Annotated in this window: 26 protein-coding genes and 2 tRNA genes; 12 read left to right on the top strand and 16 right to left on the bottom strand. The window is 55.5% G+C overall.

Annotated features, from left to right (window positions below; translation table 11 throughout):
* Positions 1–73 precede the first annotated feature (73 nt).
* Positions 74–571 (top strand): phosphate-starvation-inducible PsiE family protein, encoded by a 498-nt coding sequence (locus M0R30_RS07680; RefSeq protein WP_292545533.1) that lies wholly within the window; start codon positions 74–76, stop codon positions 569–571.
* A 44-nt stretch (positions 572–615) separates the two neighbouring features.
* On the opposite strand, the gene M0R30_RS07675 is transcribed toward M0R30_RS07680, so the two are convergent.
* The 5 genes from M0R30_RS07675 to M0R30_RS07655 all read right to left on the bottom strand — a co-directional run bounded on the left by M0R30_RS07675 (position 616) and on the right by M0R30_RS07655 (position 3,972).
* Complete coding sequence (locus M0R30_RS07675; protein WP_292545532.1) at positions 616–1,020, bottom strand: hypothetical protein; 405 nt, start codon at positions 1,018–1,020, stop codon at positions 616–618.
* Positions 1,021–1,745: 725 nt separating this feature from the next.
* Complete coding sequence (locus M0R30_RS07670; protein ID WP_292545530.1) at positions 1,746–2,204, bottom strand: hypothetical protein; 459 nt, start codon at positions 2,202–2,204, stop codon at positions 1,746–1,748.
* 254 nt (positions 2,205–2,458) lie between these two features.
* The gene (locus tag M0R30_RS07665; RefSeq protein ID WP_292545528.1) at positions 2,459–2,983 is read right to left on the bottom strand and encodes a ZPR1 zinc finger domain-containing protein; all 525 of its coding nucleotides are present in this window, start codon (positions 2,981–2,983) and stop codon (positions 2,459–2,461) included.
* Positions 2,984–3,352, bottom strand: a complete 369-nt coding sequence (sepF, locus tag M0R30_RS07660) for a cell division protein SepF (RefSeq protein ID WP_292545526.1) — start codon at positions 3,350–3,352, stop codon at positions 2,984–2,986.
* 122 nt (positions 3,353–3,474) lie between these two features.
* Positions 3,475–3,972, bottom strand: a complete 498-nt coding sequence (locus tag M0R30_RS07655) for an RNA-binding protein (RefSeq protein ID WP_292545525.1) — start codon at positions 3,970–3,972, stop codon at positions 3,475–3,477.
* A 197-nt stretch (positions 3,973–4,169) separates the two neighbouring features.
* Between M0R30_RS07655 and M0R30_RS07650 the strand changes: the two genes are divergently transcribed.
* The 6 genes from M0R30_RS07650 (at position 4,170) to M0R30_RS07625 (ending at position 8,499) form a co-directional block, all read left to right on the top strand.
* Entirely contained in the window at positions 4,170–4,400 is a 231-nt protein-coding gene (locus M0R30_RS07650; RefSeq protein ID WP_292545523.1) for an LSM domain-containing protein, read from the top strand.
* An 11-nt stretch (positions 4,401–4,411) separates the two neighbouring features.
* Complete coding sequence (locus M0R30_RS07645) at positions 4,412–4,594, top strand: 50S ribosomal protein L37e (protein ID WP_292545521.1); 183 nt, start codon at positions 4,412–4,414, stop codon at positions 4,592–4,594.
* A 9-nt stretch (positions 4,595–4,603) separates the two neighbouring features.
* Positions 4,604–6,025 carry an amidophosphoribosyltransferase gene (gene purF / locus M0R30_RS07640; RefSeq protein WP_292545519.1) on the top strand — a complete coding sequence of 474 codons (1,422 nt, stop codon included), beginning with the start codon at positions 4,604–4,606 and terminating at the stop codon, positions 6,023–6,025.
* A gap of 87 nt (positions 6,026–6,112) precedes the next feature.
* Complete coding sequence (locus M0R30_RS07635; RefSeq protein ID WP_292545517.1) at positions 6,113–6,886, top strand: response regulator; 774 nt, start codon at positions 6,113–6,115, stop codon at positions 6,884–6,886.
* 25 nt (positions 6,887–6,911) lie between these two features.
* Complete coding sequence (locus M0R30_RS07630; RefSeq protein WP_292545515.1) at positions 6,912–7,589, top strand: class I SAM-dependent methyltransferase; 678 nt, start codon at positions 6,912–6,914, stop codon at positions 7,587–7,589.
* A 211-nt stretch (positions 7,590–7,800) separates the two neighbouring features.
* The gene (locus M0R30_RS07625; RefSeq protein WP_292545513.1) at positions 7,801–8,499 is read left to right on the top strand and encodes a tetratricopeptide repeat protein; all 699 of its coding nucleotides are present in this window, start codon (positions 7,801–7,803) and stop codon (positions 8,497–8,499) included.
* 27 nt (positions 8,500–8,526) lie between these two features.
* Here the strand turns inward: M0R30_RS07625 and M0R30_RS07620 are convergent, their stop codons facing one another.
* Together M0R30_RS07620 and M0R30_RS07615 are read right to left on the bottom strand one after the other, a co-directional pair.
* On the bottom strand, positions 8,527–10,017 hold the full coding sequence (locus M0R30_RS07620; protein ID WP_292545510.1) for a hypothetical protein: 1,491 nt from the start codon (positions 10,015–10,017) through the stop codon (positions 8,527–8,529).
* 91 nt (positions 10,018–10,108) lie between these two features.
* Positions 10,109–10,183 (bottom strand) — tRNA-Met (locus tag M0R30_RS07615).
* 121 nt (positions 10,184–10,304) lie between these two features.
* Here M0R30_RS07615 and trxA point away from each other — a divergent pair.
* Both trxA and M0R30_RS07605 read left to right on the top strand, forming a co-directional pair.
* Positions 10,305–10,709 (top strand): thioredoxin, encoded by a 405-nt coding sequence (gene trxA / locus M0R30_RS07610; RefSeq protein ID WP_292545508.1) that lies wholly within the window; start codon positions 10,305–10,307, stop codon positions 10,707–10,709.
* 109 nt (positions 10,710–10,818) lie between these two features.
* A complete protein-coding gene (locus tag M0R30_RS07605; protein ID WP_292545506.1) occupies positions 10,819–12,633 on the top strand; it encodes a KUP/HAK/KT family potassium transporter in 1,815 nt (604 codons plus the stop codon).
* A 43-nt stretch (positions 12,634–12,676) separates the two neighbouring features.
* Here M0R30_RS07605 and M0R30_RS07600 read toward each other — a convergent pair whose 3' ends face one another.
* The 3 genes from M0R30_RS07600 to M0R30_RS07590 form a co-directional block, all read right to left on the bottom strand.
* Positions 12,677–13,009: a 4a-hydroxytetrahydrobiopterin dehydratase gene (locus M0R30_RS07600; protein ID WP_292545504.1), complete on the bottom strand. Its 333-nt coding sequence runs from the start codon at positions 13,007–13,009 to the stop codon at positions 12,677–12,679.
* Between the two features lie 84 nt (positions 13,010–13,093).
* Positions 13,094–14,659, bottom strand: coding sequence for a sodium:solute symporter family protein (locus tag M0R30_RS07595; protein ID WP_292545502.1), 1,566 nt, complete (start codon positions 14,657–14,659; stop codon positions 13,094–13,096).
* A complete protein-coding gene (locus M0R30_RS07590) occupies positions 14,649–14,774 on the bottom strand; it encodes a symporter small accessory protein (protein ID WP_292545500.1) in 126 nt (41 codons plus the stop codon). The genes M0R30_RS07595 and M0R30_RS07590 overlap by 11 nt, the downstream gene beginning before the upstream one ends.
* Before the next feature lie 241 nt (positions 14,775–15,015).
* On the opposite strand from M0R30_RS07590, the gene M0R30_RS07585 reads away from it, so the two are divergent.
* Both M0R30_RS07585 and M0R30_RS07580 read left to right on the top strand, forming a co-directional pair.
* Entirely contained in the window at positions 15,016–17,169 is a 2,154-nt protein-coding gene (locus M0R30_RS07585; protein WP_292545497.1) for a DEAD/DEAH box helicase, read from the top strand.
* A gap of 52 nt (positions 17,170–17,221) precedes the next feature.
* Entirely contained in the window at positions 17,222–17,665 is a 444-nt protein-coding gene (locus M0R30_RS07580; RefSeq protein WP_292545495.1) for a plastocyanin/azurin family copper-binding protein, read from the top strand.
* Between the two features lie 116 nt (positions 17,666–17,781).
* Here the strand turns inward: M0R30_RS07580 and M0R30_RS07575 are convergent, their stop codons facing one another.
* The 6 genes from M0R30_RS07575 to M0R30_RS07550 form a co-directional block, all read right to left on the bottom strand.
* Entirely contained in the window at positions 17,782–17,985 is a 204-nt protein-coding gene (locus tag M0R30_RS07575; protein WP_292545493.1) for a hypothetical protein, read from the bottom strand.
* A gap of 248 nt (positions 17,986–18,233) precedes the next feature.
* A tRNA-Ser gene (locus M0R30_RS07570) sits at positions 18,234–18,318 on the bottom strand.
* A 125-nt stretch (positions 18,319–18,443) separates the two neighbouring features.
* Complete coding sequence (gene thsA, locus M0R30_RS07565; protein ID WP_292545491.1) at positions 18,444–20,042, bottom strand: thermosome subunit alpha; 1,599 nt, start codon at positions 20,040–20,042, stop codon at positions 18,444–18,446.
* An 81-nt stretch (positions 20,043–20,123) separates the two neighbouring features.
* The gene (locus M0R30_RS07560) at positions 20,124–20,732 is read right to left on the bottom strand and encodes an orotate phosphoribosyltransferase-like protein (RefSeq protein WP_292545489.1); all 609 of its coding nucleotides are present in this window, start codon (positions 20,730–20,732) and stop codon (positions 20,124–20,126) included.
* Between the two features lie 20 nt (positions 20,733–20,752).
* Positions 20,753–21,208 carry a nucleotide-binding protein gene (locus M0R30_RS07555; RefSeq protein ID WP_292545486.1) on the bottom strand — a complete coding sequence of 152 codons (456 nt, stop codon included), beginning with the start codon at positions 21,206–21,208 and terminating at the stop codon, positions 20,753–20,755.
* Between the two features lie 51 nt (positions 21,209–21,259).
* The gene (locus tag M0R30_RS07550) at positions 21,260–22,108 is read right to left on the bottom strand and encodes a ribose-phosphate diphosphokinase (protein ID WP_292545484.1); all 849 of its coding nucleotides are present in this window, start codon (positions 22,106–22,108) and stop codon (positions 21,260–21,262) included.
* A gap of 222 nt (positions 22,109–22,330) precedes the next feature.
* Here M0R30_RS07550 and lonB point away from each other — a divergent pair, with 222 nt between their 5' ends.
* The gene (gene lonB, locus M0R30_RS07545; RefSeq protein WP_292545483.1) at positions 22,331–24,277 is read left to right on the top strand and encodes an ATP-dependent protease LonB; all 1,947 of its coding nucleotides are present in this window, start codon (positions 22,331–22,333) and stop codon (positions 24,275–24,277) included.
* Positions 24,278–24,280 lie beyond the last annotated feature (3 nt).

Raw genomic sequence — 24,280 nt, 5'->3', positions numbered from 1 at the left:
CCCTCTCAACTGAAGGGTCTTTTCCCTTGAGAAAAAATTTTTATATTTTTTTTTAAAAACCTAAAAAAGTACTATGGCCGTGGAAGTATTATACACCAAGATCCATGATATTTTCCGGCGATTACTGGAAAATATCCAGGACGTTATTGTCATCGGAATATGCGTTGTGCTCTTCATCCTGATGCTGAAGGTGATCGCAAGCCTCATCTTCTCTCTCTGGCAGCCCATTGAATTCAGAGTGATTGCAGCGGAACTTATCTATGCCCTCGTACTTGTCGAGATCTACCGGCTCCTCATCATCTACCTGAGGGAGCACCGGATTGCCGTGGATATCATGATCGAGGTCGGGGTAGTATCCGTGCTCAGGGAAATCATCCTGATAGGTGTCCTTGAGATCAACCCGTGGACCATCATCGCGGTATCAATCCTCTTCATTGCGCTCCTCCTCCTCCTGCACTTCGGGGCGGTCCGGAAGACCGAGTCTGAGGGCGAGATGAAAGGATCGGTCTTAAGGGAGATGAGGAAGAGCTTTGACGGGTACTGGAGAAGAGGATCTGAAGGGGCACCCTGACCCCTCCTGGTTTTTTGATTATTTCCGAAAATTTTTCCGGTGGTTTAACTCTCTTTTTTCACTGTTTCATCCGCCACAACCCCGGCTGCAATCACCATCGCCGGGATCACGAGGTATCGCAGCCCTATCTGCGTTGCATAATCCGGCATCGTCATCCCCAGCAGGCCGACAAGCACGATCAGATCAAGGATCCAGTTGGCAAGCAGCCAGACAATTCCGGTCATGACAGCCTCGCGGGTGAAATCCCGCTCAATGGTCCGGAAACACCAGATAATCAGGATCGCTGCCGTGATCGATCCGACAACGATCATCAGAGACTTGAAGAGCTGTTGGTCGATCAGCAGTCCGCTGGGGCCATAGAACGGGATGGCAACAACAAACGGGATGAGCCAGGTCAGGAATGCGCCAATGAGCCGGCGGCGCCAGGTTGAGGTGAGAGGGAGGGACATGAGAGGACTCCTTTGATGTACTTCTCACGTTGCCGGACGATGAAGATTGATGATCTGATCCGGATATCAGAAATGTTCCTTTACAGATTTCACAATTCAAAAAAATTGTTGTGATTAGGATCGTGAAAAAATCCGGATCAATCGGTACTGAAAATTTTCCGGAGATTTTCCGGAGGTTTGACGCTCTTGGGGGAGTCGAACCTCATATAGTGAGGTGAGACTGGAGAAGAGCCAAGGGCTCTTCGACTTTCGCGGTCGAAGAATCCCGAGGGATTCTTCTTCTCCTCCAGGTTCTGAAGAACCAGTCGGACCCCGCCGCGTAGGCATCCCCCGCAAAGCGATGACGACGTATTACCTATCCACACCAGCGAGGATCGCATGAAGGTAGTACAGAGGCATCGCCGGCGCTTCTGCTCCCGTAGGGTGTCACCTCCGTCGGCGGACTCGATCCAGATCCCCCTGATCTTTCCAAAACGACAACCCGCAGTCCATCCGGACCCGACTTTCGCGGCTGTATTAGCGCTATTTGCGTCTCATTTTTACGACGTAAAAATGGAAAAAATGAGGGACTTAGTCCTTCATTTTCCCGAATTAGTCCTTCATTTTGGGGTACTTAGTCCCTAGGCGCCTGAGGGTGTCAGAATTCTCCGACGGTGAATCCCCGATACGGGATCTTCGGGGGAGCCTCTCCCGAAGGGTTGTACTCTCCGGGGGTAGATCTCTGTCTACGACGGGGGCGCTCCCGGGACCTCTTTATTGTCTTTCTCGGAAACCGGTTCAGTGGCCGGACTGTTCCCTCCTTCTGTCTTGGCATTAATTTCCGGTTCCCCATTCTTGACCGGCTCCCCGCTCTGCTGGATCTCTTCCAGGCCGGCATCGGTCAGCCGGAAGAAACGATACGTTCCGTACTTGTTGTAGACCCAGAGTTCCTTCTGGATCTGCGGCGACTGCGGGAACAACCGGAGCTCGGCAATGATCTCGCGGTACTCGTGTTCGATCTCGCTCGCGGGCGCTATGATCTTTTCAATTCGAATAAGCCGGACAAAGGATACGAGCATCACGGTCCGGATAAAAAAATCGCAGACGCTGTCGGGTGCGTACGTGACCCGCATCACGCAGCCGCGTTTCTTTGCGATGGCAACGGCATCGTTGATTCCTGTTGTTGCTGGCCGGCCGCGTTTCATGAGGTGATCGTCCGGTAATTGGTGTTGTTGGTCATGGGTGGGTGCTCCTGTGATGAATGGTGGCGAGAATCATTGATCGCGCCGGAAAACTTTCATCGCAAGTGTGAGATAACGTATTATTTATATTTATATGATTGATGTGGTTGGATCAATAATGAGAACAGGTGGTCTGAAAATGTTTTAGAATTGGTTCGACGCTCCTGGGAGTCGATCCCTTTCTTTAAAAAAATTGAATTAAAAATTGTTTGAAAAAATTATTCCGGCTCCGGCTCGTACTTCTCCTTCACCACCCTATCAGATTCAATCCCGCTGTTCCCGCTCGGGTCTTCCAGGATCAGCGTGATCGGGAATGTGCCGGTCTTCACTCTCGCAATATCCGCAAGCAATGCAGTGGCATTCTCCTTCTCCACGTCCGTGCCCCAGCGGAAGGCTCCCTTCACCACGTCCACGATCCGGTCGAGCACCCCCTCAACATTGGAGACAAAACCCTGGCAGACCGGGCCGGGATCGATCCGTACCCCGAGCTCCGGGATCTCGATGGCAGCACTCATGCTCCGGATCACCCGGACCGAAAGGTCGTCTTCCGTATGGATGGCCAGGGTGTACCGTGCCGGCTCCCCGTGCTTTATGAGCTGCGTATCGACGAACTTGTACCCGCACGAGGGGCAGATCGCGGAAATGATAAGGATATCAGAAAAATAGGGAATATTTTCCGTCTTATACAGGTATTCGATATCAGTATTGCAACAGGGACACGGACCCGGGACGACTGTCTGCACTTATGCTCCACCGATCTTATCGCGCGAGATCTTGACTGACATGGGGGTCAGCACCACGTAGCGCTGGTCGCCAAGGCCGATGATGTCGCCGTTGACATCCTTTGCCACTTCCTTAAGATCCTTTAAGACACGCTCGTACGAGATCTTGTCCATTTTGAGGCGGGAGATATCGACGATCACGATGTTGCCGGAATAGACCTCGTCCTTGACCCGGGGGGTGTCCTTGAGGTCGCTGATAGTGGCAATCTTAACCAGCAGTGCCGGGGACCCGCTGCCCCGGTCCTCGTACGACGCGAGATCCAGTTCCATATAGTCGTCGTCCGAGTGTGAAGCGCTTTTTCCCAGAAGGGTGTCTATGATCTTAACCATAAAAAAACTGTATGACGAAAATTATTTAATAGTATCTATTTTGGGGCCACCGGATACGGATTTTTCCAGAAAAAATGGGCAAAACTGCCGTTTTTCGCAGATCTCCCGGATCCTCATCCCGCTCAGATCTCGATGTTCCAGATCTCGTCACCGACGTGATGGAACTTTTTCACCATCTTTCCGGCAGAACTGGCACGCAGATCGGGCGCATCAAAGAGGGCAATCCCGATCGCAAGCGGCTTGCCGTGCCGCTCGTCCACGATCTGGACCGGTGCATTCGCCTTCACGTCATCGGTGACCGAGACGATCCCGGGGCGCATGATATCCGCACCGTTTACGACATACGGGATTGCACCGGCATCGACAACTACCCGGCGTTCCGGGAACGGGGACTGGAGTGCGCCTTTGAGTGTCGGGAACACCCAGTCCTCCGTGGCCAGCAGGAGCGGCTTCTTGTTCACCATGAAGAGCGAGACGTTCGCCGTGGTTTCGAGGACTTCGATCATCTCCGTGTGGAAGAGTTCCGCCGACGGCCCGATCTGCTCAGCGAGACGCGCCAGCAGGTCCTGCGCCTGGCTTTTCCGGATCGAATGGCGTTTCTTTACGACAATCTTTTTCATGGTCCTGTCTCAACAATCAGAGCGCAGGCATGAAAAAAATTTGCATGCCCTTGAATTTGCATACCGTTGGGATCCCAGTCCATCCCTCCTGAAACTCCCGGCAGGAAACCTTATTGCCCTTGTGGGATCTACGGTATGTTTAAGTGATCCGCTCGCACACATATATTACTCCAGAGCGATGGTAACAGGGTATTATTATGACCAAACGGCCGTTGGATATTTTGGATCAGGTGTTGAACCGTCAGCCCGTTATTGTATCTCTCAAAGGCGGGAGAGAAATACGGGGCGTTCTCCAGGGATATGATGTACATATGAACCTCGTCCTCGACAAGGCCGAGGAGACAGAGAACGGACAGGTCCAGAAAGTCGGCACGCTCATCGTCCGCGGGGATAATGTAATTTATATCTCTCCATCACTCGAACAATAAGGTGAAACAACATGTCAAAAGGCACTCCATCAATGGGAAAGATGAACAAGTTCACTCACATCGCCTGCCGGCGCTGTGGGAAGATCTCGTTCCATGCCCAGAAAAAAGTCTGCTCTGCCTGTGGTTTTGGCAAGAGCACGAAGATCTCCAACTACAAGTGGCATACAAAGCGACCAAAAACAGTTACGCATTAGAGTTGTATCATGTGCGGAATCGTTGGCATCGAGGATGCTGGCGGTATATCAATCCAGCTCTATTATGCCCTGTACGCTCTCCAGCACCGGGGGCAGGAGAGCGCCGGGATATCAACGTTTGACGGCACCAGTCTCCACAAGTTCAAGGGGAGTGGACTGGTTGCCGATGTTTTCTCCCCCTCTGTTTTATCCGATCTGAAAGGCACGGCCGGTATCGGCCATGTCCGTTACCCGACCACCGGCTCGAATCTTCCCGAGAATATCCAGCCCTTAAACTTCCAGTACCAGAATCAATCCATCTCTATCGCCCACAACGGGAACCTGGTCAATACCTGCGAACTCCGGGCAGAATACGAGCGTTCCGGCCAGATCTTTATCACCACCACCGATACCGAGATCATCGCAAAGATCTTAATCAACGCGCTCAGCAACTCGGGTTCCGTGGAGGATGCGGTCAGCATCTGCATGCACAAGCTGGTGGGGTCCTACGCGACTATCATCATGATCGACGGGGTCCTGTACGGCTTCCGGGACCCGCTCGGGATTAAACCTCTCGGCATCGGAAAGACCGAGCACGGGTACATGCTTGCCTCAGAGAGCGTTGCAATGGATGCCCTGAGCGCAAAGTTCATCCGGGACGTGAAGCCCGGCGAACTGGTACGGATCGATGCGGAGGGGGTCAGGTGCATGCAGGTCGCGGTTGCCGGCAAGTGTGCGCACTGCATCTTCGAATACATTTACTTCGCCCGGGCGGACTCGGTCATTGACGGGGTGCTGGTCTACGATGTCCGACGGCAGATCGGCAGGAAACTCCATGATGAGGCTCCTGTAAATGCCGACTCGGTCGGTGCCCTGCCCGACTCGGGGACGGCGTATGCTATCGGGTACGCGGAACAGTCAAAGATCCCGTATGTCGAGTCGCTGATGAAGAACCGGTACATGGGGCGGACATTCATCATGCCGACCCAGAAGGAACGGGAGAAAGCGGTCCGGATCAAGCTCAACCCGATCCCGGCGCACCTGAAGGACAAGTCGGTGGTGCTGGTGGACGACAGCATCGTCCGGGGCACGACATCGAAGAGGATCATCGGCCTTGTCCGGGATGCCGGTGCACGGGAAGTCCACGTCCGGGTCGGCTCCCCGGCTATCAAGGCTCCCTGTTATCTCGGTGTTGATTTCCCCACGCGTGAGGAACTCATCGCGCATAACCGGAGCGAGGAGGAGGTAAGAAAGAGCATCACGGCCACTTCCCTCCACCACATCTCGCTCGAAGCCCTCATCGAAGCAATCGGGTTTGCACCGGATGACCTCTGCACCGGTTGCCTCACCGGGTGCTACCCGCTCCCCATTGAGGGAGAGAAGGCAAAGACCTGCAACGTGGATTTCGTTGACGGGACGTACCAGGCCAAGCTCGGGTCGTTCGAAGCGTAACCAAGGAACAGAACCCCCCGGGCAAAACCATGTTTTATACAATGTGAAGAGGATATATTACCGTCCACATACAGAGTCCTGATCCCCATGGCCCCACCCCGTATCCTGATTGTCGAAGATGATCCCATCATCACCCACCTGCTCTCATCGATGCTCCAGAAGAGAGGGTATGGGGTTGCAGGATCGGTAACTTCTGGTGAGGAAGCGGTGTTAAAAGCCGGAGAGCTGAGTCCCGATCTCGTGATTATGGATGTTACCCTGTCGGGAACGATGGATGGCATCGATGCAGCCCATTACATCTTCCAGCTTTTCCACTGCCCCCTCCTCTTCACAACGGGTATATCCGATGAGAAACGGCTCGAACTGGCCAAGTATTCCCAGCCGTACGGGATCATCTTCAAACCATTCACGCCGATTGAGATCTCAACGAATGTCGATCTTGCCCTCTATGTCCATAAAACCCGGCCCAAGGGCCATGCGCCGTATCCCGCGGGCGATCCGAAAAAACTCATGGAAATGCTGGAATCGATCGTCATTATGGATAAGCGGGGCCGGATCATCTTTTTCAATCCCACCGCGAGCTGGTGCATCGACCTTCCACCCAAACAGATCCTCATGAAACACTGGCGGGAGGTCATGATGCTCATCAATGACAAGACTGAAGAGCAGCTGAAGGACCCCGTTGCCGAGGCCGCGAGTCACATGTCCGGCGTCATCTATGATGCCGGTACTGCGTTGGTTACGACGACATCCAAACGCAGGAAGGTGAAGGTCAACGTCCGGCCGGTCCTGGATAGCAGCGGAAAGTTCCTTGCAGTCCTGATGTCGATAAAAGAGAAGACGCAAACCGGCGGAGTTTAAAACCCGGGACCCGGCAGGCCTTTTTATGGAGCATATCAGGCAGGCATTCAACCGGTTTGCACAGGACTATGACCGGCAGCGTGAGTTTGTTATCCCGGAACTTCGGCAGTTTTATAGCGCTGCGGTCTGGGCTGCAGCATCACCGGAACCGGCTCCTGCGATCCTCGATATCGGGGCCGGGACCGGCCTGATGAGTGCATACATGCTCCAGAAGTTTCCGCAGGCGCACCTGACGCTCGTTGACATCGCCGAGAACATGCTGGAGATGGCACGAAAACGGTTCTCCGGCCGCGAAGATACCCGGTACATCGTGAGCTATTATTCGAGGGGAGATCTGGGCGGGCCGTACGACATTGCCTGCTCGGCCCTCTCGATCCACCACCTCTCAACGGAGGATAAACGCGAGCTCTTCAAGCGTATTTTTTCCGTGCTCAGACCCGGAGGGATGTTTGTCAATGCCGACCAGGCGGATGGCGAGACCCCGTACTTCCGGGTGCAGTACCTGGATTACTGGAACGGGTTTCTTGAGGCAGGACCGATGACCGGAGAGCAGCACGCGGAGATCCTGAGACGCCGGGACACCCTTGATAAAAACGAGAAACTCTCGGACCAGCTCGCATGGCTGCGGGAGGCCGGGTTCTCCGATGTGGACGTGGTGTACCGGAACCGGATGTTCATCGTGACAGTGGCAAGGAAGGCCTGAGCCATGACGGGTTCATGCGTCCGGATTGCTCTTAATGTCGTGAATACCCCCGTTTAAAAAAAACCCGCAGGATTTTAAATGTCGGGAGAAAATAATCAACCAGTGAAGTTACATGAAAATTCGCGTTTTACCCATTTTTCTCGCACTGTTCCTGATATGCCTGTCCGTCTCCCCCGTTTCTGCAGATACCACCACCGCAGGGATCTCGTCGGTGGCAGCAGACACCTCGGGAACCCCCCCACAGGATGTCTCTGTGTATATCAGCGATGCAATAGCCGCAACAGAGGGACAGGACTGGTCGAATGTCCTTCTCATAACAACGAGGGGTCTTGCCTGGTACCCGGACAATGCCTATCTCCTCAGCCTGCAGGGTTACACGTACCGGAAAATGGGACAGTACCAGAAATCTGTTGACGTGGTGTCACAGGCGATCATGCTCGAGCCAAACGAGATCCGGTTTGCCAACCGGGGATACGGGTACCTTGCGCTCGGGAACTATTCCGCTGCCCTTGCCGATGCCGATGCCGGGATCTCGCATAATGCCACGTATACTGCAAATTATGCGGTAAAAGCGCTCGCGCTCAACGGCATGGGAAGGAACTCCGAGGCTATTTCTGCCATCAGCGAAGCGCTCCGGCAGGTCCCCGGCTCAGCCCATTACTGGCATGTCAAAGGGATCATCCTCTCCGCCGGAGGGAATTGTGACGAGGCATCTGCTGCACTGGAAAAGTCCCTGGAGATCGATCCGGACTACGTGCTGGCGTACCCGGGTTTTGGCACCGCGAGTGAGAAGCTTGCGGCCCTGAATCTCGCGTGCAATCCTGCACCTGCTGCAACAACCCCCGTGAAGTCGCCGCTCGGGTGGATCGTGGTTGCCGGCGCCGCGATTGCAGCCGGGATGAAGCGATAACCCTTTTTAGTGGTTGCTCCTGAAAAATCAGTTCAGGTATTTTTTCACTGCAAGCCATAACACGCCATAAAACCCGGCATTCAGCGTGAAAAGGATGATTGCAAGGACAGGGTCCCGTGCAAAGATGTACATCCCGAACATGAACCCGATGACAGGCAGGATGAGCAGGAAGGTGAAGAGGTTCACAAGTCCGTGGGCCAGAGCCGGGCTCGCAATTGCTGCTGCGAGCGTGTAAACTGCGATGAAGAGCAGATAAAAGAGGACGAAGAAACCCAGTCTCTTCTTTCCGGATGCCCCTTCGATCTTCAGGAATTGGGCCGTCCCGCAAGCGAACCCGACCATGGTTCCGCAGTTCCAGAGGCCGTGCAGGGCAAGGATCTTCGGGTTTGCCGGAGTACGGCCAAACACGATTGTGCCTGCAACCAGACTTACGAGTACAGATACGAGAATGTAAAGTGGGACTGCCCAGAACACAGCGTACTGGATTAGGGTCTCCTTCACCCGTACTCCCGCCGGCGGCACGGACTCCATCATGAGGTCGCTCGTGAAGTATTCCGAGGGGGCAGTAATCCTGACCCGGGTGTATGTTACCGGTCTGAACTCTGTTGGGTAATTGAAGAATTTCCCCAGTTCACCAGCGGAATAATAGTACCAGAAATTCTCGTCGACAAAATAGGACACTTCCGTTACCGGGCGGATTTTGTCGTCCGGCAGTGGCGTCACAAATCCAGTGACATCAATTACAACCGGGATTACCTGTTTCCCATAGATGCTTGTCGGCCGGAGCGGGAAGTATATCCGGTCTGCCGGGAACCGGACAAAGACCCCGATGACATCAGGAGGTGTTCCCGGAGATTTTTCCTCCAGCCCTGCAAGGCTTGCGGATCCTGTCGTGTTGCCCGCGTACGAGATGACAAAGGAATAGTCTTTTCCGATATACTCGTTTAAGAGACCTTCTGCCTCCTGCGGGAGGACAACCCCGTTTTGGGTGACATAGTCCCGTACCGATGCCCCGTCCCGTGCCGTGACCAATTCGGTGACAATCCCCATCTTTTCGATGCGCTCATGGACCACGAAGCCTGCCGGATTACCGTCCGCAGCCTGCGCTTTCTGGAGCGTGAAAAAACCTGCCCCTCCCATTACCCAGAGGGGGAGGCTTGCAGGAAACGTGCCATATGCTGCTGATGAAAGGGCAATGGTCCCGACCGAGTCCCCCGTCACCCGGTCAAGATTTTTCCCCCCGAACCTGGGATATCCTCTCACCATATCGATCTCTATCTGCTCCGGTTGTGCCGGGACCGGAAAGATCCAGACGGTTTTATTCCCCCGGATACTGTTTTCCAGTGTTACCGAGAGCAGGAGGTTCTCGTAGCCGTTCTCATAGTTGATCGCCGCAAGCTGCATGGTCTCCGGCTGGAGGCTCCAACGGTCTTCCAGTCCCTTGAATGCCATACCGTCGGCTGAAACCGGTAAAACCAGGAACGTGAGAAGGAGGAGAAGAAAAAAATAATTCCTCATGTATGAAAAAGGTATGCGATTGCCGTAATATACATGCCGAAATATTCCTGATACGGGGAAGAAAACAAAAAAACCTCTTAAAACAGTCAAGTAGCGAGGGATGGATTTGAACCATCGATCTTCGGGTTATGAGCCCGACGGGATATCCTGACTACCCTACCTCGCTTCCTATAATCAGGGTTATAATATAGTCGGCATCCGCTGATATACTTTACTCACGTCTGGCAGGTGTGGCAGGGATGTCCCGTTCGCTAACATTAAATGAACAGCGCCGTTATATTGAAAATATGGATGATGAGCTTGCCCTCCTCCGGGAGAAGCGCAGGAAGGAGCTTGAGGAAACAATGAAACACGAGAAGAAGACTGGCAGTGTAGAGAATGTCGACGAGATGCACTTCCAGCAGTTTGTGAGCACCAATGATTGCGCAGTGATCGATTTCTGGGCGGAATGGTGCGGGCCCTGCCGGCGGATTGCGCCAATCATGGACGAACTCTCCGCTGAATTTGCAGGAAAGGTCGCGTTTGGCAAGTGCAACACAGACGATAACCGGCGTCTCGCGGTGCAGTTCAACATCGATGCGATCCCCGCGATGATGTTCTTCTCCCATGGCCAGCTGGTGGACCGGATCATCGGGGCATATCCCAAGGAAGCGATCCGGGAGAAGATCATCCGGAAGTTCGGGCTGGACTAACTCTTTTCATTCCCGGGCTTCTCTTGCCCCGCCCGGTTCCGTGCGCCAGCCGCTCACGACAGGGAAAATCCAAAAGGTTTACGCGGTTTGGGGATCCACTAAAAAGGTAATGGGAGATCCGGGCAGCCCCTCTTCGAAGATTGTAAAGTCCCTCGGCCTCGTCTTCGGGGATATCGGGACCAGCCCGATCTATACGATGGGGGCCGTCATGCTCTTCATGGTCCCCTCCTCGTTCAACATCTTCGGCCTTCTCTCCCTGGTCACCTGGACGCTCTTAATCATCATCTCGGTCCAGTACATCTGGCTCGCCATGTCCCTTTCAGACAAGGGGGAAGGAGGGACGATCGTGCTCAGGAATATTCTTGACATGCTTCTCAAGCCCGGGATCGCCGCGTCTGCGGTTTCCGTCCTCACGATCATCGGGATCGCCCTCTTCATCGGGGACGGCGTGATCACCCCGGCGATCAGCATCCTTTCGGCAGTAGAAGGCATCCTGCTGATCCCGGGATTTGAAGGGACCGGACAGTTCACCCTCCTTCTGATCGCCGCCGCTATTGCTATCGGGCTCTTCTGGTTCCAGCGGAGGGGGACCGACCGCGTTGCGTGGGCGTTCGGCCCGGTCATGGTGATCTGGTTTGCTGCTCTCGCGATATCCGGCATCATCTCGATCATCGGTGCCCCGCAGGTGCTCTATGCCTTAAGCCCCACCTACGCGGTGGAGTTCCTGTTTGACAATGGCTGGGCATCGGTCATGGTCATGTCCGCGGTGATCCTCTGCGTTACCGGGGGAGAGGCGCTCTACGCGGATATGGGCCACCTGGGCAGGGAGCCGATTGTCAAGGGCTGGACCGTTGTCCTTCCGGCGCTCGTCCTCAGTTATCTCGGCCAGGGCGCATACGTGATCCAGTCCGACAATACCCATAACGTCCTCTTCTCGATGATCAACCATATCAGCCCCCTCGCCCTCGTCCCCTTCCTCATCCTCTCCATCTGTGCGACCGTCATTGCATCGCAGGCGATGATCTCCGGGATGTTCTCAATCGTGTACCAGGGCATGATGACCCGGTTTATCCCCAAGATGAAGGTCGAGTATACATCACCCGAGCTCCGGTCCCAGATCTACATCGATGGGGTCAACTGGATGCTGCTCGGCGCCGTCCTCCTCGTCATCTTCGAGTTCCAGTCATCAGAGAACCTTTCGGCCGCGTACGGTCTCGCGGTCTCGGGCTGCATGCTGATCTCTGCCATCCTGATGACGATGATCTTCTTCAAGAAACACTCGTATGGGAAGATGTTCATTGCCGGCATCCTCATCTTCGTTGACGTGATCTTCTTCATCTCCACTCTCTTCAAGATCCCGCACGGCGCGTACTGGTCGTTTTTCATCGCCACGATCCCCCTCATCGTCATCGTCACGTTCATCCTCGGGCAGGACCGGCTCCACGCTATCCTCAGGCCCTATCCGCTCGAGGAGTTCCTCCCCCGGTACAGGGAGTCCTATGCAAACCTGCACAAGATCCGCGGGACCGCCCTCTACTTTGTCGGGGATGTACGGAACCTCTCCCCGTACCTCCCCCAGGTCTTCTTCCAGAACGAGATCCTGTACGAGAACAATATCCTCGTCTCCATCAACATCACGGAGAAGCCGTTTGGCGTTACAACGGATTTCGATACCGGTATCGCCCCCGGGCTCCACATCTTCCGCGTCTCGTGCGGGTACATGGAGATCGTTGATGTGGTGAAGTTATTGCAGGAGAAGGGAATCGACGAGAAGACGATCTTCTACGGCATCGAGACCATCGTTTCCGATCAGGCTCTCTGGAAGATCTATGGCCTCATCAAGAAGAACACGCCGCCGTTCATCCAGTTCTATTCCCTCCCCCCCGAGAAGATCCACGGGGTTGTGACACGGGTTGTCATGTAACGCCCGGATTTCCAGGCATAAAAAAGGGGAATTTTTTATTTTCTTATTGTGCGTTTCCCTTCTCGTTCAGCTTTGCGGCAATGATAAAATCGTTCAGCGTCAGGCCGCCCGCAGGGTAGGTATAGAGCGAGACTTCGACCAGCCGTGACTCTTTCATGCAGACATCCGGGAAGTGCCCCTCCTCTGTTGAGAGGGCGGCGATCTCGTTGAAGAAGGCAATGCAGGATGCGGCATCTGACTGCCCGAAGGTTTTGGTGATATGACCGTTATTGAGTGTCCAGCCCGGCACCTGCCCGAGGAGCTCCATAGTCTCTTTGCGGGTAAGCGGGGGAGAGCCGGCCTTATAGGTGGTGCACTTTTTCTGTGCGAGTTCCATGGTTATGTCTCGGTGCGCAGGACAAAAAAAGTTTCTCTACGGGAACAGCAACACCGAGCTGCTCCCGAAATGTATGTCTCTCCACTATGTGGCGGCGGCCGCCGGTTGTGCCTTTCCGATCTGCCACTGCATGACAACCATGACGACAAGCGAGATCGGGAGGCCGATCACGATCGGGTCGACTGCGGTCCACGGGGAACCGAGGAGCGTGACCTTCCCGAAGAGTGCCTGGCAGAGGCCCAGAGGTTTTGCCTCCGCTGCATGGACAAACGCGGTCCAGAAAAACCAGACAGCCGCACCGGCAACCATGCTGCACAGGGCTGCCCTTGTCGATGGCGCCTTTGCATAGACCCCGATTGCGAACGCCGGCAGGAAGGCACAGGCGCAGAGGCCCATGAACATGACCGTGGCCCGTGCGATGATGCTGACCGGCAGGAGGAAGGCGAGGACCGTGGAGAGGACCATCATGATAACGATCCCGGCCTGGTGTGCCTTCATGGAGAGGGCGCACTCTCGTCCCCGTCCCCAGAGATCGCAGATGAGTGCCGTGCCCATCGCATGGTAGAGGGCGGAGAGCGTAGACATGGCGGCCGAGAGGAGCGTCAGCATGAAGACGACCACGAAGATCTCGGGCATTGCCTGGTTGATGAAGAGCGGTATGATTGCGTCAACGTTCCCTCCCGCAGCGTCAATGGCGAGCGTGCCGGATGTCTGGTAGAAGTACACGTTGCTGAGTGCACCGACCGTGAAGGCGACACCGGTCATCATCAGGATGAACGGCCCTCCGACAAGGATCGCCCGGTTTAAGGACTTATCGTCCTTTGCCGTCATGAACCGGACAACGAGCTGGGGCTGGGCGAGCACGCCGATACCGACGCCGAGGACCAGGGTTGTTACAACGGTGAACCAGATGGGGGAGCCGAGCTCCGGCATCACGGTCCACCCTGCCATACCCTGGCTGGCGAGGGCTTTCGGGACAAGGTCCGCCATGTTGGTGAGTGCCGTGGATCCTGCGGCAAACCCGCCGACAGTAACCAACGTGAGTGCGAGAAGGACGGTCATCCCGATGAGCATGAGGGTTCCCTGGAAGGCATCGGTGTACATCACCGCAATCAGCCCGCCGAATACAACGTAGATTGCCGTGATGACGGCAAAGAGGATCAGGGACGTCGCATAGTCTATGCCGAGCGTGGGTTCGATGAACCGTGCACCCCCTATGAGGATCGCAGCGGTGTAGAGAGGCATCGATATGACAATGATGAACCCGGCGATGTACTGCATGAGCGGGGACTTGTAGATCTTGCACATCAGGTCCGGGAACGTTACCGCACTGAGCCTGTGCCCGATCTCCCTTGTCTTTTTGCCGAAGAGCACGAAGGCGAGGAGGATGCCGACACCAATATTCAGGACCGTGAGCCAGATCAGGCCCATGCCGAGGTTCGCCGCCTGCCCTCCAAAGCCAATGATGGCAGAGGTGGAGATGAACGTGGCCCCGTACGAGAGGGCGATTATCACCGGGTGACTACATCGCCCTGCAACCAGGTAATCCTCGGCACTCTTTGTCTTTTTGTAGCCGAGGTAGCCGATGATGAGGGTTGCTGCAAGGTAGATGAGCACCAGCACCGCCATCGTCAGCGTATCAACTGCCATTACTGCCGTCCCCCTCGTTCCAGTACAACAAGCCGTACACGATACACGCCAGGGCCAGCCCGATGGACAGCCCATAGCCGAGCAATATCTGTGGATCAGGAATTCCAAGGATCATGAGAAAACCTCTGGTAAACTCTTTCATCGACATTACGCGGGGACCAAGACGAACGAAGGTCCCCTATCTAAAGAAGAATGCGAAGCCGGGGCTCTCGAAAGAAACAGTAGGATATGCCCCGTGCGATCTCATTGTTTACCGGATCATATTCTGGAAACCGGTATATATAACGGTTTTTAGTTGCACCTCAATGGATGGGAAAGGCCATTACACCACAGGCACAATCACTTTTAAGAAAATCGTGACATCCGTCTTTTTATCCCTGCACGAATCCCTCCAGCAGGTGCTTGCCCAGCGGCTTGACTGGTCCGAGCTGCGCGAGGTACAGGAGCAGTCGTACGCAGCCGTGACTTCCGGGAACGACGTGCTGGTCATTGCCCCGACAGCAGGGGGCAAGTCCGAAGCGGCCCTGATCCCGGTGATGGACGATATCCTGAAACATGGCCGGCCCGGTGTCACCTGCCTTTATATCTCCCCGTTGAAAGCGTTGATCAACGACCAGGAAGACCGTTTTGCAGCCTTCTGTGTCCCGACTTCCCTGTCCGTGAAGAAATGGCACGGGGATGTGCCGAAGGGGGACCGTTCATGGAAAGGGGAACCCCCCCACTTCCTGATGATCACCCCGGAGTCCCTCGAAGTCCTCCTGCAGGAGCGGACCCTTTCCGCCGATCTCCGGCAGGTCCGGTTCATCATCATCGATGAACTCCACGCGTTTGTCGAGACCGACCGGGGCGTCCATCTTAAAGTGCTGCTGGACCGGATGGACACAATCACCGGGCGCCAGGTCCAGCGGATCGGCCTCTCGGCCACGACCGGGAACCCGGAAGAGGTCCTGCGCTGGCTCTCGGATGACCGGCATGGCACGGCCCTGGTTGCAATCCCCTCCCCCCCGCAGGAGAAACGGTTCAGTTTCCTGGTCGAGCCCGAAGAACGGAAGCGGATCGATGCAATCGCCGGTATTGTTGCCGGCAGGAAAGCGCTCGTGTTCGTCAACAGCCGCAGCAGTGCGGAGAACCTGGCGAAGTCCCTGCATGGCCGGGTTAAGAATCTCCACATCCACCACTCCTCCCTGTCCACGGAAACGCGGAAAGCCGCGGAGGATGCCTTCCTGTCGCAGGACGGGGCCTGTATCATCTGCACGAGCACGCTCGAACTGGGTATCGATATCGGCGACCTCGACGTGGTGGTCCAGGTCGGGCCTCCGGATTCGGTCTCCTCGTTCCTCCAGCGGATGGGCCGGAGCGGGCGGCGGGGGATGGCGGCATACGTATCATGGGTGCTCAAGGACTCCTGCGAGCTGCTGTGCTCCTGTGCCATCATCGAATGTGCGATGGCCCGTGAGGTGGAGAAGCTGCGCCCGCCGGAAAAACCGTTCAATGTCCTGCTCCAGCAGCTCTTTCTCTTCCTGCACCACCATCCCCGGTCAAGCCGGAGGAAGATCAGCACAGAACTCCTCTCCCACCCGGTCTTTGGCAGCATCAGCAGGAAGGAGCTTGACCAGGTATTCAGGCACCTCGTCGCGGGGGGGTATATCACCGCCGATGGCGAGATGCTGATGCCCGGCACCGAGGCGGAACGGGTGCTCGGGAGGTCGAACTGGAAAGACCTGTACTCGGTGATCAGCGGTGGCGGGGAGTACCGGGCGATGACCCCGGAGGGGGAACTTGTGGGCAAGCTCGATGCCCGGTTTGTCAACAGCCGCAGCGAAGACGGCATCACGCTGGGTGGGCGCGAGTGGTCGATGGTGAAGTGCGATGAAGGGCATAATATCGTTGTCGTTGTACCGTCAGGATCCGGTGCGTCCCGGACGTTCTGGACCGGCAGCGGTGGCGATAACGGGTTATCCCCGCTGGTCTGTGAACGGATTGAGATGATCCGGATGCGGGGAGAATCCGTGCTGCCCCTTGGAGATCGTGAAAAGGAACAGCTTCAGCCCCCCCTCTTAAAAATCCCGGAGGGGACCGGGACGCACGGGCTGTATATTCTGGAGAGGAACACACCCGGGAGGCGGGAAGTTGTGGTTTACTCCCTGCACGGGAGCCGGTTCAACCGTGTCCTTGCCATCCTCCTCAGGAAATGTCTTGGTGCAAAGGCACGTTCCCGTTCCACGGATTTTGTTGTCCGGGTCACCGGTACAGGAAAGACCGGTGCCGGAAAAAAAGTTGCATCTGCACTGGAGTCTGTAAGGAGCATGAATCGTGACGAGATCGGCGCCATGCTCCCCATTCCCCCCCGGGATGGCTGGAAGTTTGCCGGCCTGCTTCCGGATAACCTGTTCTCGGCGTGTGCGTTCTCCGACTATTATCATATCGGGGAATTTTTCGAGGAACTTTCATCTATGGAGATCAGACTTCTTCCAACCCCGGATCCAGTACCCCCCGGTATGCCGGAATAACCGGGAGAGCAGTTCGGATCATATTTTTCTGGTCAACTGTCGAAGGTAACGTATGCAGAAATGGATCGTGCTTCTTGTCCTGGTCACTCTTTGTGTACTGGTTGGGGGGTGTACCAGCGAGGTGCCTTCAGAACAGCAGTCAGCTCCTGTGCCTACCCCTACCCTGAAACAGACGGCCGTGTCGCACACACCTGTGCCAACAGCGACAGCGATCCCGGTCACGACCCTCAAGGTCTCGGACAATACGATTATTATCAAGAACAATGCCTTCACTCCCTCCGCAAACATGACGGTGAAGGTGCACTCTACTGTGCGATGGGTGAACAGCGACGATCACCCGCATAATATCGAGTTTGCCAACAAGGTATTCTCCACGTCCCACTACCTTCTCGGAACCAGCCAGTCTTTCAGCCAGCAGTTCGACAGCCCGGGTATATATGACTATGACTGTCTGGTATACCCAACCATGCGTGGTACGATCACCGTTGTAGAGTAAACCCTGTCTGAAGCAGTCTCCTCCCATCTCACTTTTTTATAGACTATCCCTCGTTTATCAGGAAATCAGTACGTCTCGTACTGGATCTGTGATGAAACGGGGATAAAAAAAGAATTTTACAGCCCGAAAAGGCGGAGTATGGCACCGACAAGGATGCCGAACATGGATGTGGATGCCGAGAGCATGCCTAAGAGTATATACCCTGCAATCGCACCGATCTTCAACGGAATATAGGTACGATTCAGGTTTAGCCTCCGTACGGCGCGAAAGGATCTCGCGTCTGCGGAGATGGTGGGTTTGTTCTGCTTTATCCGGATCATACCTGTTCACGTATCCTGCATACAGCCACAGATGGCTCTGTAGTAGCACTGTGTTATTATCATATAATATGAACACGGCATATTTATTACTTTTGAAAATTCAAAATATAAAAAAACCTGATATATGGGATTTTTCTTGAAAAAACCGCAGAAATAAACGTTTTTACAAAATTTCAGAGAGTGAGGGAAGGGAATGAACAACCATACCTGCAGGATAGCACAATACACGAAGAAAAGCGGTCTTTGAACGCCGAGGGGGAGATTTGAACTCCCGAGGCGCGAAGCGCCAGTAGCTTTCGAGGCTACCGCCTTCCCGGGCTAGACTACCTCGGCAACCGGTTCTCTATTTTTTCTCATCGATTGCTCTAATAGTTATCTGAATAAGAGCGGAAAGATGGCCGGGGTCAATGAATGAATTTCGATAACATGGTTAAAAAAGGGGCTGGATTTTATGATATTTACATCATGGGCGGGGCGCCGGCCCTGCCACCCTGCTGGGTAATCATCATGTCATCGACACGAATGAGCATGACGGCAGTCTCCGATGCGCTCTGTATGGACTGGCGCTTTGAACGCAGGGGCTCGATGACGCCTTCTGCCAGCATGTCCACGACTTTTCCCTCATAGACATTCAGGCCGGCATTTTTCTTACCCTTGGAATGGATGTTCTTGAGCTCGACCAGCTTGTCGATCGGGTTGAACCCGGAGTTTTCCGCAAGTGCGCGGGGAATCGACTCGTATGCTGCTGCATAGGCCTCGATTGCGATCTGCACGCGGCCGCCGACCGTCTGGGCATATTCCCGGATCTTCATGAGCAGTTCGGTCTCGACTGCCCCGCCACCAACGACGTAGGTTCCGTCTTCCATCGCATCCATAACAACGCGGGTTCCGTCAACTACTGCCCGCTCGAGTTCGTCCAGCAGGTAATCGCTGGTGCCGCGGAGGAGGATCGTGATGGTCTTGGGGTTCCTGCAACCGGAAATTCTGGTGACATTCCCTTCAGTGTCTTCCTCGATAAGGTCCGCGGATCCAAGGTCCTTTGAGGTCAGTGCTTCCGGCTTTGAAACAATGTTTGCGTGGAGTGCCCGAGCGGCATACTTCATGTCCTTTTCCGGCACATCTTCGATGGCAAGGACGCCGGCCTTGGCAAGGTAGAACTGGGCGCTGTCCGAGATTCCCTTCTGGCAGAGGAGGACGTTTGCACCGCTGTCAATGATTGCATCGGCGAGTTTATGGAGTGCCTCGCGCTCCTGCTCGGAGAATGCGGTAACCTGTTCGGCAGAGGAGATCTTGATCTTTGCCTTTACCTGGGTCTTGGTGATCTCAAGGGGGGTTGCAACCATCGCAACCTTTGCCTTTGTGATCTTCTTGGGCATGCCGTCGTGGACGCGGACCTTGTCGATCACGACGCCGCGGATCAGTTCGGCGTCGTCAATGGCAGCGCCTTTCTGCTTCTTGATCATGACATCATCTTCATCGACCGAATACTTCCCGTTGACCTTCTCGGCCACGGTCATGACAGCGTCGACAATAATACCGTCAAGCTTCTTCTTGACCTGCTCGATTGACTTACCGGTGATCGCCGTGTCGGCGATCTTGAGCAGGGTCTTCCGGTCGGACGGGTCGACTTTGAGAGAGAGGCTGCTGGTGATCTCAAGGGCTTTTTCCATGCCCATGCGGTATCCCTCGGCGATGACGGTCGGGTGGATGCCCTGTTCGAGCATGCCCTCGGCCTGTTCCATCAGGGCGCCGACGAGGATGACTGCGGTGGTGGTCCCGTCGCCGACTTCATCGTCCTGTGTATGAGCGACCTCGATCACCATCTTTGCACCGGGGTGCTGCACGGCAATCTCGCTGAGGATGGTCGCGCCATCGTTCGTTATGACGATATCGCCCGAGCCGCTGACAAGCATCTTGTCCATGCCCCGTGGGCCAAGAGTGGATTTTACAGCGCCAGCGATTGCCTTTGCTGCCGTAATATTCGAGCGCTGGGCTTCCTTGCCGCGATTACGCTCCACATTTTCTTTTAGGATGATAATTGGCTGTCCTGATAGCATAGTATATCCTCCGATGTTGTAAAAGGTGGAATTGAACTTCTATATAAATTATGCTGTAAATGTTCTGGAAAAAAGGAGAGATCAGTCGATACGGGAGATTTTAAAGAGCGAATAGACCGGGACGCCATCAATGTCCTTGATACCGCGCTTGTCAAAAATCACCCAGATGGCGACCGGTGTGGCATTATGTTTCTTGAGGTACTTGACGACTTCCTTCATGGTATTGCCGGAGGTGATCACATCATCAACAATGATGCACCGCTGCCCGTTCACGGAAGCGAAGTTCCCGCTGATCGAACCTGTCGGGTGCTCGCTCTGGCTCTGCTTGGAGGGATGGTATATGGCGAGCTGGGCAGCTTCCTGGACTGCAATTACCGTGGCGAGCGGGATCCCTGAGAGGGCAATACCCACGATCACCTCCGCTGCCGGAGATCCGGTGGTCTCATCCATCCGGGACTGGTAGTACCGGTTCATGAGCATCAGGGCTGTCTCTTCGAGCAGGGACGCCTGGCTGGAGACGGCCGTCCAGTCGATGTGGACGTCTTTGGGCGCGGTTGTTCCCTTTGCCTGCGTCAGGAGCCACGTTATGGTCTCCATGGAAAGGGAGAGTTCATCAGCAATCTGACCCGGGCTGTGCCCCTCTGCAAGGAGCATCTTTGCCCTGCCAATCAGATCGTCAAGCGAAGACATGAACAAAGCTTTGCCGGTATCTATTTAAGTTTTCTTTTAACGGTTGCGCCGCAGACCTGGCACTCGCCATCGTGGTCATAGTACCGCCCACAACCCGTACACCGGTATTTCCAGTGAACCCGCTTCGCCTTGCGCTGGCTGATGGGGTGTGTCTGCACTCCGAGGACCGTTGCGACATTCTGGATGGCAAAATCGTCGGTAAACAAGACCGCTTCCAGTTCAAGGGCAAGGGCAAGGAGGTCCCGGTCGGTACCGGAGATCACGCTGGCATCCCGGCTCGTGGTGGCAGCAGCGGCCACCCTCTTCAGGCTCCCGCTGCCCGGTGACATGACCACAAGTCCCCCGGCACAGAGTTTTTCATAGTTCCCCCTGGAACGGATATCGCGGAGCTCATCGCAGACCGAGGGAGTCGTGAACAGTTCTCCTTCCGGATGCCAGTCGGAAAAAAAGACGCTTGCATCGAGAATCGCTTTCATAACCGGGGACCTGTCGGGAGATAAAAAGTGATCTTGGAAGCTGGCATGGGATCAGGATTTCCGGATCGCCCCGGCAATCCTCTCCGCAGCAGATATCCTGCTACATGCCCGTTCGATCGTATCGCTGCAGATCACGTCACGGATGCCGGTTGCCATCAGCCGGGCATATGCACCGCTTGCGAGAACGCCGTGGACACATGCCGCGTACACATCGGTTGCCCCCTGCTGGTAGAGCATACCGGCGGCGGTTGCGATAGTCCCGCCGGTTGAAATAATATCATCGACAATGACCACCGGGCGGGCAGCAGCACTGAGCGTCTTGGGTGCCATCCTGACTTCAGTACCATTCAGCCGCGTCTTGTCGAGGTGATCGAACTCCCATTTTCCAACCGATGCGACCTGTCCGGCAAACGCAAGGGCGCCGTCATCCGGGGCAAGAACGAGCGGGTCTTTGAGGTTGAGGGATTTGATGTAGGATCCGATATCATGTGCAATAGAGAGGTTTTGCGCAGGCACGGCAAAGTGTGTCAGCACACCGGGGTCGTGAATATTTATCGTGAAAATTTCTGATACGCCCCGGCTGAGCGCCTTTGCCACGACCCGGGCGGAGAGCGGTTCACCTCTTTTGAATTGCTTGTCCTGCCTTGCATATGCCATGTAGGGGAGGACCAGCTGTGTACGGGAAGGCTCGCAGGCATCGATCAACAGCAACAGCTGGACCAGGGCGTCATTATCGACAACACTTCCGACAATGACCGTTTCATCGTCCAGATCTCCTGCAAGAAGGTAGTGCTCCCCATCCGGAAACCGGGAAAACTTTACATTGACAACAGGCACCTGGAGCACGTGTGCAAGATGGGCACCGAGGACCTGCGATCGTTCAGTACAAATCACTCTCATGGTATCGTTCCTGATTCCCGAATCATCCGGGCGGGGATATTCTCAACCAAGTAAATATACGATAAAGTGTATTGTAGTTTTCCGCTTTGAATTGTTCGGGAAATCTCATGCTCCGCGATCCGGTTTTCATCATCTGCCGGGCCAGCTATCAGCTGAAAGTACTTAAACTATCATGAGACATTGTATATGAAAATCCAAGGGTAGGAAGAGGGTAAAACCGCAATGGAAAATTCTGAAATACAGCCCCCGCAGGAAGAACCGACCCCGACGGAAGGTGCAACTCCTGTGGTGAGCACGCCAGAGGTTACCGGTGCGACGTCATCGCAGATCGAAGTCCCCGCCAAGCTGATCGACCAGGTGATCGGCCAGGAGCGTGCGGTCGAGGTAATAAAAAAGGCCGCGATCCAGCGCCGGCATGTCATGATGATCGGCAGCCCCGGTACCGGCAAGTCGATGCTCGCAAAGGCGATGGCAGAGCTCCTGCCAAAAGAGGAGCTGCAGGACATCCTTGTCTACCCGAATTCCGACGACTCCAACAACCCGGTCGTGCGGACCGTTGCCGGTGGCCGTGGCAAACAGATCGTCGGCGCCCACAAGGCCGAGGCGAAAAAGAAGACCCAGTTCCGGCAGACCCTCTTAATGCTCCTCCTGCTGGGAATTGCCGGGTATGCAATCATCACCATGCAGCTCCTGATGGGTCTCATCGCCGGTGCGTTTGTGTTCATGGCATTGCGGTATTCAACCCCCCGTGAAGAAGCGATGGTTCCCAAGCTCCTCGTCTCGAATGATACGAAGAGCATTGCCCCCTTTATCGATGGTACTGGTTCCCATGCCGGTGCTCTCCTCGGCGATGTCCGCCACGACCCGTTCCAGAGCGGCGGCCTTGAGACACCGGCACACGACCGCGTCGAGGCCGGTGCGATTCACCGCTCGAACGGCGGCGTCCTGTTCATCGACGAGATCAACACGCTCGACCCCCATTCCCAGCAGAACCTCCTCACGGCCCTGCAGGAAGGGGAATTCCCGATCACCGGGCAGAGCGAACGTTCGAGCGGTGCCATGGTCCGCACGGAACCGGTCCCCTGCAGGTTCGTGATGGTGGCGGCAGGCAATCTCGATGCGATCCAGGGAATGCACCCCGCACTCCGCTCCCGTATCCGCGGGTATGGTTACGAGGTCTATATGGCCGAGAGCATGGACGATACCCCGGAGAACCGCCAGAAATATGTCCGGTTCATTGCGCAGGAAGTCAAGAACGACGGGAAGATCCCGCACTTCGACCAGAGCGCCATTGACGAGATCATCCGGGAAGCCCGCCGCCGCTCCAACCGCAAAGACCACCTGACCCTGAAGCTCCGTGACATGGGCGGCCTGATCCGGGTTGCAGGGGACATCGCCCGCCAGGAGAATGCGGCGATCACCACGGCAGCGCACGTGACGACTGCGAAGAAGACCGCACGGTCTATCGAGGACCAGGTCTCGGACGAGATCACCCGTCACCTCAGGGAATACGAGATGACCGTTGTGGAGGGTACCCGGGTCGGCAGGGTCAACGGCCTTGCCGTCACGGGCAGCGATGCCGGCTCCGTCCTCCCCATCATGGCCGAAGTGACCCCCGCACAGGGTGCCAGCGGCACGGTCATTGCAACGGGGATGCTCAAGGAGATCGCCCAGGAATCGATCAAGAATGTCAGTGCGATCCTCAAAAAATTCACCGGCAAGGATGTCAAGAATATCGATATCCACATCCAGTTCATCGGCACCTACATGGGTGTCGAGGGAGATTCGGCATCCGTCAGCGTGGCAACCGCTGTGGTGAGCGCTATTGAGGGTATACCCGTCAGGCAGGACCTTGCCATGACCGGGTCCCTGTCGGTCAGGGGAGATGTCCTGCCGGTTGGCGGTGTGACCTACAAGATCGAGGCTGCAGCGAAGGCCGGGATAAAGACGGTCCTCATCCCCCGGATGAATGTCGGGGACGTCCTCATCGAAGAGCGGTTCAAGCCGATGGTCACCATCATACCGGTCGACAGTATTGAGGATGTCCTCAAGATCGCGCTTGTCCCGGAAAATTCCGATGGTTTCCTTATCAAACTCAAGAAGATGGCGATGAGGTCAACCGCGATGATCGCAGAAGTACCGGCAATCAACCCGTCAACAACGGCCTGAGCG

It is taken from the genome of Methanoregula sp. (genome assembly GCF_023227875.1).
Lineage (GTDB): Archaea > Halobacteriota > Methanomicrobia > Methanomicrobiales > Methanospirillaceae > Methanoregula.
This window is presented reverse-complemented; position numbering and strand designations above follow the sequence as displayed.